The organism is Saonia sp., assembly GCF_056326165.1.
The window spans coordinates 1-11,874 of record NZ_JBWFBN010000027.1 but is presented as its reverse complement, the minus strand read 5'-3'; the positions used below and the strand labels follow the sequence as shown (position 1 = coordinate 11,874).

General features: G+C 33.9%; 14 protein-coding genes. 9 read left to right on the top strand and 5 right to left on the bottom strand.

All coding sequences use genetic code 11. The features are described from left to right. Positions 1-157: 157 nt before the first annotated feature. The 5 genes from AC000W_RS15280 to AC000W_RS15260 all read left to right on the top strand — a co-directional run bounded on the left by AC000W_RS15280 (position 158) and on the right by AC000W_RS15260 (position 5,561). A complete protein-coding gene (locus tag AC000W_RS15280; RefSeq protein ID WP_474749536.1) occupies positions 158-1,279 on the top strand; it encodes an FG-GAP repeat domain-containing protein in 1,122 nt (373 codons plus the stop codon). A 123-nt stretch (positions 1,280-1,402) separates the two neighbouring features. Further along, positions 1,403-2,362, top strand: a complete 960-nt coding sequence (locus tag AC000W_RS15275) for a CE1 family esterase (RefSeq protein WP_474749535.1) — start codon at positions 1,403-1,405, stop codon at positions 2,360-2,362. Positions 2,363-2,565: 203 nt separating this feature from the next. Continuing rightward, entirely contained in the window at positions 2,566-3,021 is a 456-nt protein-coding gene (locus AC000W_RS15270) for a RidA family protein (protein ID WP_474749534.1), read from the top strand. 212 nt (positions 3,022-3,233) lie between these two features. After that, positions 3,234-3,611 (top strand): DUF2200 domain-containing protein, encoded by a 378-nt coding sequence (locus AC000W_RS15265; RefSeq protein ID WP_474749532.1) that lies wholly within the window; start codon positions 3,234-3,236, stop codon positions 3,609-3,611. Between the two features lie 396 nt (positions 3,612-4,007). Then, positions 4,008-5,561 carry a M20/M25/M40 family metallo-hydrolase gene (locus tag AC000W_RS15260; protein WP_474749531.1) on the top strand — a complete coding sequence of 518 codons (1,554 nt, stop codon included), beginning with the start codon at positions 4,008-4,010 and terminating at the stop codon, positions 5,559-5,561. A gap of 82 nt (positions 5,562-5,643) precedes the next feature. On the opposite strand, the gene AC000W_RS15255 is transcribed toward AC000W_RS15260, so the two are convergent. From AC000W_RS15255 to ruvX, 4 genes are read right to left on the bottom strand one after another with little or no spacing between them, the layout of a single operon-like run. After that, positions 5,644-6,066: a DUF5606 family protein gene (locus tag AC000W_RS15255; protein ID WP_474749530.1), complete on the bottom strand. Its 423-nt coding sequence runs from the start codon at positions 6,064-6,066 to the stop codon at positions 5,644-5,646. A gap of 53 nt (positions 6,067-6,119) precedes the next feature. Then, positions 6,120-6,710, bottom strand: a complete 591-nt coding sequence (def, locus tag AC000W_RS15250) for a peptide deformylase (RefSeq protein ID WP_474749528.1) — start codon at positions 6,708-6,710, stop codon at positions 6,120-6,122. A 5-nt stretch (positions 6,711-6,715) separates the two neighbouring features. Further along, on the bottom strand, positions 6,716-7,399 hold the full coding sequence (locus AC000W_RS15245; RefSeq protein ID WP_474749526.1) for a DUF1919 domain-containing protein: 684 nt from the start codon (positions 7,397-7,399) through the stop codon (positions 6,716-6,718). A gap of 3 nt (positions 7,400-7,402) precedes the next feature. Further along, positions 7,403-7,819: a Holliday junction resolvase RuvX gene (ruvX, locus tag AC000W_RS15240; protein WP_474749524.1), complete on the bottom strand. Its 417-nt coding sequence runs from the start codon at positions 7,817-7,819 to the stop codon at positions 7,403-7,405. Positions 7,820-7,920: 101 nt separating this feature from the next. Between ruvX and AC000W_RS15235 the strand changes: the two genes are divergently transcribed. Continuing rightward, complete coding sequence (locus AC000W_RS15235; RefSeq protein ID WP_474749522.1) at positions 7,921-8,736, top strand: 2,3,4,5-tetrahydropyridine-2,6-dicarboxylate N-succinyltransferase; 816 nt, start codon at positions 7,921-7,923, stop codon at positions 8,734-8,736. A 131-nt stretch (positions 8,737-8,867) separates the two neighbouring features. Next, positions 8,868-9,656, top strand: coding sequence for a glycosyltransferase family 2 protein (locus AC000W_RS15230; RefSeq protein WP_474749520.1), 789 nt, complete (start codon positions 8,868-8,870; stop codon positions 9,654-9,656). On the opposite strand, the gene AC000W_RS15225 is transcribed toward AC000W_RS15230, so the two are convergent. Next, entirely contained in the window at positions 9,638-10,459 is an 822-nt protein-coding gene (locus AC000W_RS15225) for a glycosyltransferase family 2 protein (RefSeq protein ID WP_474749519.1), read from the bottom strand. The two genes, AC000W_RS15230 and AC000W_RS15225, sit on opposite strands and share 19 nt — an antisense overlap. Before the next feature lie 79 nt (positions 10,460-10,538). Between AC000W_RS15225 and AC000W_RS15220 the strand changes: the two genes are divergently transcribed. Next, a complete protein-coding gene (locus AC000W_RS15220) occupies positions 10,539-11,363 on the top strand; it encodes a zinc-binding alcohol dehydrogenase (RefSeq protein WP_474749517.1) in 825 nt (274 codons plus the stop codon). A 5-nt stretch (positions 11,364-11,368) separates the two neighbouring features. Continuing rightward, on the top strand, positions 11,369-11,874 hold a 506-nt coding region (locus AC000W_RS15215), incomplete at its 3' end, for an L-threonylcarbamoyladenylate synthase (RefSeq protein WP_474749516.1).

The following is an 11,874-nucleotide window of genomic DNA, read 5'->3' as shown; positions in this document are numbered from 1 at the left end:
GAAAATCCTCGCGGATTTTCAGTTTGGTGTGTACTTGCAAAGTTAAGTGCTAACCAACGCAACTAATCATACACGTCGAATACGCCTACGGCGTACTTTTGTTGCACTGCTATTGCAGCTGTCGTACATAGCGCGGCGTTACAACCAATTTAAACAAATGAAATATCTATTCATAATTCCATTAATATTATTTCAGCACATTGTAAATGCTCAAGAAATTGAATTTAAATCCAACTCAAGAACTATATTAGGTTTTGCAAAAGATAAATCCGCTTCAATCAGCGCTGGAGATATAGACCATGATGGAGACATAGACTTAATAGTAGCAAACGGAAGACATTGGCCAGAGCCAAATAAAATCTTTATTAATAATGGTTTTGGCGTTTTTACCGTATCAAAACTACTCGATAATGTAAACGAAACTAGTTATGCAACTGAATTGGCTGATTTTGATGGTGATGGAGATTTAGATATTGCTGTTGGTAACGATATGGCTCCAAATACACTATACATCAATAATGGTCAAGGTGAATTTATTAAATCAGGAAACTTTGGAGAAAAATATGCACCTACCCGTAATTTAAAGACAGTTGATATTGACTCTGATGGAGATATTGACATTCTTATTACAAATAGAGGAAGAGAAAATGAAATTTGTTTAAATAATGGAAAAGGACAGTTTAATGAGATTGTGAAATTTGGCTCAAAAGATGACTCAACTATTGATGTAGACGTTATAGACATAAACAAAGATGGTCATAAAGATTTAATTTTAGCTAATAGGGACAAACAACAAAATTTTATCTATTTGAATGATAAAAATTTAAATTTTGTTAAAAGAATCCCTTTTGGTAGTGGAAATGACGAAACGAGGTCGGTTGGTGTGGTTGATATTGATAATGATGGGTTTTATGATATTATTACTGCTAACATCAAAGAAGCAAACATAATTTATTTTGGGAATCGTGAATTGAATTATGAAAAAAAAGTAATTTTTGATGACGCTTCTGATAATTCATATTCATTAGATTTTGGAGATTTAGACGGTAACGGAACTATAGATATTGTTGTAGCAAATTCAGGAGAACCAAATCAGGTATTTCTAAATTTTGAAAAAGGAACATCTTGGAAAAAAGTCAGTTTAAGAAATGATAAATCAGCAACTTACGACATTATAATTGCCGACTTAAACAATGATAGTAGATTAGATATAATTGAAAGTAATTCAGACGATATTAACTTTTTCTATCGAAATACAATTAATAGTAAAAAAGATTAAAACTGGTTGTAACACGTATATAAACATAGCTAATAAAGGCTTTCTAAAAGGCTTGTGCTTGTTTACAAAGACAGCCAAATTTTTAAATTTGGCTTTTAAGATTGATAAGATAAAAAAAGAGCAATGAAAAAACTTATAATATTTACAATCTTACTTTTTATTTTAGGTTGTAACAAGGAGGAAACAAGTCCTGAAATAGAAAGAGGTCTATTAGAAAACCAAGTCATAAACATTGGGGGAGTTGATAGAAACTATCACATTTATATACCTAAAAATTCTATAAATGCACCTGTAGTTTTGTTGTTCCACGGAAATGGCGGAAATAACGATGATATGTTAGGTATATCAGGAATTAAAGCACCCTATAAGGTTTGGCTTGATATAGCATTAGAGGAAGACTTAATAATAATTGTGCCAAACGGCACACTTGGTTCAAATGATAAAAGAGGTTGGAACGATTGTAGAACTGATGCTTTAGAAAATCCAACTATAAATGATGTAAATTTCATTGAAAAGCTGCTTGATTATGTTAAAACAACCTATAAATCAAACGAATCTAAAGTATATGCAGTTGGCACTTCGAATGGTGGACATTTTGCCATTCGTTTAGCAGAAGAAATACCAAATAGAATAACGGCTTTTGCTTCAATTGTAGCTTCTAATTCTATAAATTCAAACTGTAATAGCTTACAAATAGAAGTTTCAGCCCTTTTTATGAATGGAACTAACGACCCAATTTTGCCTTATACTGGTGGGCAAATGCCCGCAAATCGTGGTGAAGTGCAATCAACGGAAAGCACAATTAATTATTGGGTAAATAAAAATTCAACTGATACAGTTCCAGAAATCACAAATCTTACTGACATAAACACAGATGACAATTCCACAGTCACAAAATATCTATATAAAAATGGTCAAAACGAAACGGAAGTAGCTCTTTATGAAATTAACAATGGAGGACATACAGAACCAAGTCTGTCTGAACTATATAGTAACCTTTATTTATTGATAGTAGGGAATCAAAATAGAGATATAGAAATGGCAAATGAAGTTTGGAATTTCTTTAAAGCTAAAACAAAATAAATTACTGCACATAACAATGTATAACCACAATTACGGCGAATTCGACTACCCTTCGACAAGCTCAGGACAGGCTGAATTCACTCGGAATTACTAATATTAGTATTAAACCGAAAATTAGTAACTTTAATCCCGTAACTGACAGTTATAGAAGACCGATGATGTTGAATACGCCTGCGACGGTGTGTATAATTTAACCAAAGCAGATGAATAAAATTGAAAATAGATTATCCGAATTAGGAATTCAACTACCAGAAGTTCCTAAACCTGTTGCAAATTATATTCCTGCCAAACGGACTGGAAACTTGATTTATATAGCTGGACAAATTCCTGTAGAAAGGGGAATTATAAAAAAAGGAAGGCTTGGTAAAGATTTAAGTTTAGAAGAGAGTAAATATGCAACTAAACTTTGTGCAATTGGTTGCTTAGCAGCAATTAAAACAATTTGCTCTCTTGACAAAGTAACCAGTATTGTTGCTATGCACGGACTAGTAAATTCTACTTTAGAAAACACTGAACAAGCGGATGCAATGAATGGAGCTTCTGATTTTGTTGTTGAAGTATTTGGAGAAATTGGAAAACACACTCGAACAGCAGTTGGAGTTAGTGTGCCTCACAATATTGCAGCTTCTGTTTATATGGTCGCAGAAGTTGAAGAATAAAATACTATGCGCAACAACGTTTATAATTAATTGCTTTGGCAAGTGCTTATTTAAGATGCAAACACCAAAAAAAGACAAATTCTCAAATAACAGTCAGGCGATTTTGCTATATTTCCTTAAAATTCAATGCCAACGCTACCTCTTGCATACTGCTTTCGCAGCTGTCGTACATAGCGCAGTGTTAGCACCAATCAATTCATAATCATATAAAAATGAAAGTTACTGCTGAAAAAAATGAAAAAGTCGCTAATATGATATTTGCATCCATTTATCCACTTTACTTGGATAGGTTGGAGAAGAATGGTAGAACAAAAGAAGAACTCAACCAAGTAATAGAATGGTTTACCGGTTTTGGTAAAGATGCTTTGCAAGTGCTTATTGAAGAAAAAGTAACTTTTAGAACATTTTTTCAAAAAGCAAGAATACATCCCAATGCACACTTGATTAAAGGAGTCGTTTGTGGTTATCGAATTGAAGAAATAGAGGATGAATTTGAATTGTATAAGCAATGCAGACGTATGGAAAAACTTATTGATGAATTGGCAAGAGGTCGTAAAATGGAGAAAATTTTACGAGAAGAAAAAAAGTAAAAACTGGTGCTAACGACATGTATAATTAATTACTAATGAATTTCCTTCTCGGAAATTCCTCGGAATTAATTAACTTGAGTCTTCATCGGAAAATCATACACAAAATCAATGATGTCCAATACGCCTGTGGCGTACTTTTGTTGCACTGCTATCGCTGTCTATGCACTTAAAGATATTATTAGAAATCTAATTAAATTCTGCAAAAAAACAGCCCTAGAGATCTAATACTTGGGTACTACTACGAAGATTGGAAAACAAAACATCCAAAAAAACTCTTGATTTCATTAAAACGTTTATAGAAAATGGTATTTAAGGAAAAAACAAAGGGCCGCGAGCTTTGTGTTTACTTTATAAGGTCTATTTTTAGGTAAATTATCCATCTTAAATTAGTTCTGTATGAAAACTCTTTTTACTCTTTGTTTTTTAATGCTATTCAATGGCATTGTACTCTTTGCACAAGAAACCAATCCTGTCATTAAAGGAATTATTAAAGAAGCCAATGAAAATTCCCAATTAGAAATCCTAGGCCATCAACTAATGGATGGTATTGGCCCACGACTTGTAGGAACACCTCAAATGAAAAATGCCCATGATTGGGCAGTAGCCAAATACAAAAGCTGGGGCATAGAGGCCTATAATGAACAATGGGGAGAATGGCGCGGATGGGAACGTGGTATTACACATATAGATATGGTACATCCTAGAGTACAAAGTCTAAAAGGAACACAATTGGCGTGGAATCCCAGTACATTTAAAAAAGGGGTCACTGCAGAGCTCGTGGTATTACCTATGGTAAAAGACTCATTGGAATTTGCAAAATGGTTGCCATCAGTCAAAGGGAAATTAGTGATGATATCCATGTTACAACCCACTGGAAGACCAGATTATAATTGGGAAGAATTTGCTACTGAGCAATCATTTGAAAAAATGAAAGAAAGCCGTGAAAAACAAACGAAAGAGTGGAATGATAATATGAGGAAGACTGGTTATGGGAGAAGAACCCTTACTCCTGTATTGGAAAAAGCAGGTGCCGTTGGAATTGTTGCCTCTTACTGGTCACGTGGTTTTGGGGTAAACAAGATTTTTGCTGCTTACACAAAAAAAATCCCTACAGTAGATTTAGAATTAGAAGATTATGGAATGCTGTACCGCCTTGTAGAATCTGGGCAAAAACCAAAGCTTCATATTGTGGCTGAGTCCAAAGAGCTTGGAACCGTGCCAACATTTAATACAATGGCAGAAATAAAGGGAACAGAAAAACCTAATGAATATGTTATTCTTTCTGCTCATTTTGACTCCTGGGATGGTGGTACTGGAGCTACGGATAACGGCACAGGAACTTTAACCATGATGGAAGCCATGCGTATTCTAAAAAAACACTATCCCAACCCTAAACGTACCATTTTGGTTGGGCATTGGGGAAGTGAGGAGCAGGGATTAAATGGTTCTAGGGCATTTGTAGAAGACCATCCAGAAATTGTTGCGGGTGTACAGGCCGTTTTTAACCAGGATAATGGAACTGGTCGTGTGGTAAGAATGTCTGGAGGTGGTTTTTTAAATGCATACAATTATCTTAACAAATGGCTTTATGCCGTTCCAAAAGAAATTACCTCGGAAATTGAAACCACTTTTCCCGGTACTCCGGCCAGAGGAGGGTCAGATTATGCATCATTTCAGGCTGCTGGAGCTCCTGCTTTTAGTCTAAGTTCCTTAAATTGGTCGTATTGGAACTACACTTGGCATACCAACCGAGACACATATGATAAAATTATTTTTGATGACGTTAGAAATAATGCAATTCTTACAGCCATCCTTGCCTATATGGCCAGTGAAGACCCAGAAAAAACTTCTAGAGATAAAGCCGTGTTGCCTATAAGTAGCAGAACAGGCGAACAGCTTGTTTGGCCTACACCCCGTTCTCCTGAAAGAAAAGGTGGAATTGATGATTAATTGACATAAATAAAAATAATTCAGCCTGCCCATTTATTATGAGCAGGCTGATTTATAAAGTGCAAAATATGTTTCTATTTTTTTATTCCTCCTCAGAAGAATCTTCTTCATCGGCTTCGGAGAAATCGTTTAAACCTTTATCAATCAATAAATTATACCACTGTATTATTTTTTTTATATCACTGGCATAGACTCTATCCTCATCATAATTAGGCAAAACTTCAAAGAAATATTCTTCTAATTTAATTTTTTCTTCCTTATGTCCCACAGCAGTTTTACCACCCTTTTCTTTGTCTTTTATTTTTTGAAAGACCTCTCTAAGTGGAAGTTCTTCATCCAAAGTATAAATTGCAATTTCTGACAAGACACTCACATTATTACTTAGACTTACCGTAACTCTTCTGCCATCCAATAAAGATTCGGCCACAAAACCAGTACGTGTTTGTGTTACCAACTTAAAGAGTCCTGGTCTGCCACCAATGGATAAAATCTTGTCTAAGCTCATTTTCTAGAAATTTTGGACAAATATTACACTTTTACATCAATAATTAAATGCTTTTATCTTCCTTTTTTTGCATCTGGAAAACGCATTCTATAATCCACCTTAATTTTTCCTTTGGAAATATTAGTAAGTCGGCTCTTTAAAAGGCGTTTTTTAAGCGAGGATAATTTATCTGTAAACAGAATACCTTCTATATGATCATACTCGTGTTGTATAACCCTAGCTAAAAGCCCATCAAAGGTTCCTGTATGTTCTTTAAAGTTTTCATCTACATAAGAAATGGTAATAGTATCCTTTCTGGAAATATCTTCCCTAACATCTGGTATACTTAAACAGCCCTCGTTAAAATTCCAATCCTTCCCTGTTTCTTCAACCATATGGGCATTTATAAATACTTTTTTAAAACCAGAAAGCGCTTTTTTCTCTTCTTTGGACAGTTCCTCATCTTCCGCAAATGGTGATGTGTCCACCAAAAAAACACGGATGGCACGACCAATCTGTGGTGCTGCCAAACCAACTCCAGCAGCATTGTACATAGTCTCCCACATGTTCTCCAACAATGCTTCCAACTCTGGATAATCCATATCTATATCTTTCCCTACTTTTCTTAAAACAGCATCTCCGTAGGCTACAATGGGTAATATCATGTTTATTATTCTTTAAATCTTGTTCTGTTTACAACTCCTGTGTTAAGCCATTTTATTATATCAAAATACAAGAATGTAAGTTTAAATAATTTTTTTCCGTTTTGTACTTCATTTCTCTGATTCTTTGGACTATCATAAACTGCCATATGTTGATCTGCGCTTAGTCCTTCTATACTATTCAATCCAAAAGAAACTTTATTCTTAAAAGGGAGTGCATGAAATTGTTTAATAATTTCCTTTGATGCTCCTCTCCTATCACAAATAGTGAAAAAGAAATTGTCAAAGTTCTTATTATTTTTTAATCTTTCCACTCTTCTATTCCATTTTTCTGTTGCCTCTTGTTCATTCGCATAATGTTGAAAATGAATTTCTATATCATCTAACATTCCAATGGGATAGACCTCCTTTACATTAATTTCGTATTTGGATTCCTCAACAAATCTTAATTTTAGATTAAGATAATGCTCAAAATTCTCTAATAACTTTATATAACACGGTCCGCAAAAAAACAATCCAACAAAAGGCGTATTATAGGGCAAATCCAACCATTTATATAATTGTCCACCCCAACAATTTTTGCTTATGATTACAAAGTCAGTTTTCTTTAAACGCTTACGGTCCTTTTTAGAGAAATAAGTCTCTAAGTATTGTCTAACTTTTCTTTTTATAAATATTTCTGGACCTTTCAAATATTAAAAATTAGTTTTTTCTAAATAGGACTGCAATATGATTGTGGCACTAATTTCATCTACCAAGGCCTTATTTCTTCGTTGATTCTTTTTTAAACCACTATCCAACATGGTCTGGAAGGCCATTTTGGAGGTAAAACGTTCATCTTGGCGCTCTATGGGAATCTTAGGAAAAGTCTGTTTCAATTTTTCCATAAAAGGAAGAATTAAAACTTCAGATTCAGATGGTGAATTATCCATTTGTTTGGGTTCCCCAACTACAAACAACTCCACTGGCTCCTCTTCCACATACTTTTTTAAAAAAACTAAAAGCTCGTTAGTAGCTACAGTAGTTAAACCAGAAGCTATGAGCTGCATTTCATCAGTCACCGCAATTCCAGTACGTACTTTTCCATAATCCAATCCTACAATTCTTGCCAATTCTACTTTTTTGGCAAAAATAAACCATAAAATGTTATAAGTATAAAATTGAAAGATTTATTGGGAAGTACCCCTTATCTTTGCTAAAATTTTTACAAAAAATGACCGAACTACAACAACTTATAGAAAGTGCTTGGAATAACCGTGAGCTTTTAAAAGAGAATACAACTCAGGATGCCATAAGAGAAGTGATTGATTTATTGGACAACGGAAAATTACGTTGCGCAGAACCAACAGCCGATGGATGGCAAATAAATGAATGGGTAAAAAAATGGGTGGTCATGTATTTTCCTATTCAAAAAATGGAAACTTTAGAAGCAGGTATTTTTGAGTATCATGATAAAATTCCTTTAAAGAAGGGTTACAAAGAAAAAGGAATCCGTGTAGTTCCAAGTGCAGTGGCACGTCATGGAGCTTACATTTCTCCCGGAACCATTTTAATGCCGAGTTATGTAAATATTGGAGCCTATGTAGATGAAGGTACAATGGTAGACACATGGGCAACTGTTGGTAGTTGCGCGCAAATAGGAAAGAATGTACATTTAAGTGGTGGTGTAGGTATTGGAGGAGTTTTAGAGCCCCTACAGGCAGCACCCGTAATTATTGAGGACAATGCTTTTATTGGGTCTAGAAGTATAGTTGTGGAAGGTGTACGTGTAGAAAAAGAGGCCGTTCTTGGGGCAAATGTTGTTTTAACAGCATCTACTAAGATAATAGACGTTACTGGCAAAGAACCAATTATAACAAAAGGTAGGGTTCCTGCACGTTCAGTTGTTATACCAGGGAGCTATACAAAGGAATTCTCAGCTGGGAGTTTTGGAGTATCATGCGCCCTTATTATTGGACAACGAAAAGAGAGCACAAACAAAAAAACGTCTTTGAACGATGCTTTGAGAGAATATGATGTTGCTGTGTAAAATGTAGGAATTTTATCATTATATACAATTTTTCATTTCTTTTTTTGTTATATATTAAAAAACAAGGAGTAAGGCGCAACCAATTAAAGTCCTTAACATCTCTTTTAATATATTTAGATAATAATTCTAATATGCCAAACCCAAAAATAACCACCTTAATAATAACCTACAATGAAATGGGGTACATACAAAAGTGTATCGACTCTATTGAATTTTCTGATGAAATCATTGTAGTAGATTCATATAGTACAGATGGTACTTATGAGTATTTATTAAATCACCCAAAAGTAAAGGTGATACAAAATCCTTTTGAAAACTTTACATCTCAAAAATCATTTGCCTTAAAACAGGCAACAAATGATTGGGTATTGTTTTTGGATGCTGATGAAGTGGTTTCAGAAAAATTACAGCACGAGATTGTAAACACAGTAAGCCACAATACTGAACATGTTGCTTTCTGGTTTTACAGACAATTTATGTTTGGAAAAAAACAATTACGATATAGTGGTTGGCAAACAGATAAAAACTATCGATTGTTCAGAAAAAGTAAAGCTAAATTTTCAGACAAAAAAATAGTGCATGAAACCTTGGTAGTCAATGGTAGTTCTGGTATTCTTAATGAAAAACTTGTTCATTATTGTTATAAGAATTATGAAGACTACAAGGCAAAAATGCTAAATTATGGTAGATTAAAAGCCAAAGAAGATTTTTACAAAGAAAACTATTTTAATTACTTATTCTATATTATAAAACCTGTATGGAAATTCGTTAATCATTATATTCTTCGTTTAGGATTTCTTGATGGCAAAAAAGGCATGACCATTTGTTACTTAAATGCTCTTGGGGTCATGGAAAGATATAAAGAACTAAAACGTTTGGAAAAGAAAAATGAGCTTGCCTATTATTTGGTAATGCCATAGTGTGTCCAAACACTTTTCTCTTTTTTGGTAGCTTTTCTAATCGTCATATTTTTGGCAATGGATTCTGGAGTTTTATATCCCCTTTTGTGATCCAAATGTATACAGACCGCACTGTAGCGCAATTGTTTTGATTTTATACCAAAATTAAAAAGTCGTTCACCTAATTCTCTATCTTGACCACCATACTGCATCCGTTCATCAAAACCATTCACATTTAAAATATCCTTTTTCCATCCAGAAGAATTATGTCCGTTCCAACTAGCATTTGTTGGTGTCACTGTATTAAAGAACTTGGAAAGAAAACCTCTTGCTGTAAGCTTATTGTTTTTAAAAGTCTTTGGAAGGCCTTCATTCTTTAACCAATTTATATTAAAACAATGCTGTTGCAGTATGTCATTCTTTGTGATTTTTTTGGAAATATTCATCGGTAACATATAATAACCTCCAGAAATAAAATACCCAATTTCTTTATTAATATAATGTACTTGTACAAAATCCTCGCGAGGAATACAATCGCCATCTGTCATAATAATATATTCCGAATTACACGCAGAAACGGCCTTGTTAAGTATCCTTGATTTTTGAAACCCTTCATCTTCTTGCCAAACATGAACTATATCATAATGCACTTCTTGTTGCATTTTATCTATAAGTTTCTTTGTCTTTGGACCAGAACCATCATCTGCAATAACTGCTTCAAAATTTCTAAACGTCTGGCAATTAAAACCCCAAAGAACTTTTTGCAACCATTCTTCTGAGTTGTAGGTACTAACAATTACCGATATTTTTGGAGCCTCTGTCATATTTATAATTGTGGGCAAAAATATAAAAGTCTAGTTGTATATCTGTAATTTTGTTCTTTTATGTTTTTATTCCTAATACATGAAAGTTAAAGAAATTCCTGTTTCACTTTTTTACACTTGTAAGCTTTTAATGACTTCAAGTAAAAAACTCAATGCCCTAAAGGATGAAAAAGTATCGGCAATAGTTTCTTTGACATCAATCCCGTCAAGAATTTCCATTGTTCATATAACAATCAGAAGTCTGCTAAAGCAATCTGTGTCTCCAGATAAAATTGTATTGTGGTTACATAGTGATTTAAAACAAAAACTTCCTAAAAAGTTGACGAAGCTTGAAGGGAGTATTTTTGAAATTCGGTTTTCAGAATTAACCTGTTCACATAGAAAACTGGTACATGCATTGGAATCATTTCCATCAAAAACCATTATCACCTGTGATGATGATATGATTTATGACTCCAATTGGTTAAAACTACTATATAATGAACATTTAAAATTTCCGAACAATATTATTGCAAATCAAACCCGTCATATTAACTATGATGCAAACGGTGAGTTATTACCCTACAAAAAATGGATAAAAAAAGAGGGCGCAGAATTTAATCAAAATGCAATCTTACCCATTGGAGCAGGGGGTGTTCTTTATCCCAACGGTGTACTTTCCGAGCAAACAACCAATAGAGATTTATTCTTAAAATTAACACCAAGGGCAGATGATTTGTGGTTTAAAGCTATGTCATTTTTAAAAGGAACTATCTGTAGAACATCAGAACAAATTCCAAGAGAGCCAATCCCTATAATAGGTTCGCAAATAGAATCCCTTAAAAAAACCAACGTGGATAATGATAAAAACCGAACGCAATGGCTGGCCGTATCTAAACATTTTAAAATAAATATTCATCAATAAAATAAATGACCGAAGAAATAAATAAGGCTATAGAAGTTTTAAAAAAAGACGGATTAATTCTCTATCCCACAGATACTGTCTGGGGAATAGGCTGTGACGCTACCAATGAAGAAGCAGTAAAAAAAATATATGCCCTTAAAAAAAGAGTAGACACAAAAACTATGATATGTTTGGTTGCCAATGATTTTATGTTGGAAAAATATGTTGAGAAAGTACCGGACGTTGCTTATGACATTATTGATTTGGCAGAAAAACCAACCACTATTGTATATGACAACCCAAAAGGAGTCGCAAAAAATCTTATTGCGGAAGATAATTCATTGGCAATTAGAGTTGCAACCGATAAATTCTGCCAATATCTCATAAATAATTTCAAAAAGCCGTTGGTGTCAACCTCTGCTAACGTTTCAGGAAATCCTACGGCTGTCTGCTTTAAAGAAATAGACCCTGCAATTTTAAAAGGTGTGGACTATGTAGTAAATTTGTATCAAGAAAAAAAAATGGCGACACC

Coding starts and splice junctions, on each gene's coding strand:
- AC000W_RS15280 (WP_474749536.1), top strand. CDS start 158: ATGAAATATCTATTCATAATTCCATTAATATTATTTCAGCACATTGTA.
- AC000W_RS15275 (WP_474749535.1), top strand. CDS start 1,403: ATGAAAAAACTTATAATATTTACAATCTTACTTTTTATTTTAGGTTGT.
- AC000W_RS15270 (WP_474749534.1), top strand. CDS start 2,566: ATGAATAAAATTGAAAATAGATTATCCGAATTAGGAATTCAACTACCA.
- AC000W_RS15265 (WP_474749532.1), top strand. CDS start 3,234: ATGAAAGTTACTGCTGAAAAAAATGAAAAAGTCGCTAATATGATATTT.
- AC000W_RS15260 (WP_474749531.1), top strand. CDS start 4,008: ATGAAAACTCTTTTTACTCTTTGTTTTTTAATGCTATTCAATGGCATT.
- AC000W_RS15255 (WP_474749530.1), bottom strand. CDS start 6,066: ATGAGCTTAGACAAGATTTTATCCATTGGTGGCAGACCAGGACTCTTT.
- def (WP_474749528.1), bottom strand. CDS start 6,710: ATGATATTACCCATTGTAGCCTACGGAGATGCTGTTTTAAGAAAAGTA.
- AC000W_RS15235 (WP_474749522.1), top strand. CDS start 7,921: ATGACCGAACTACAACAACTTATAGAAAGTGCTTGGAATAACCGTGAG.
- AC000W_RS15230 (WP_474749520.1), top strand. CDS start 8,868: ATGCCAAACCCAAAAATAACCACCTTAATAATAACCTACAATGAAATG.
- AC000W_RS15225 (WP_474749519.1), bottom strand. CDS start 10,459: ATGACAGAGGCTCCAAAAATATCGGTAATTGTTAGTACCTACAACTCA.
- AC000W_RS15220 (WP_474749517.1), top strand. CDS start 10,539: ATGAAAGTTAAAGAAATTCCTGTTTCACTTTTTTACACTTGTAAGCTT.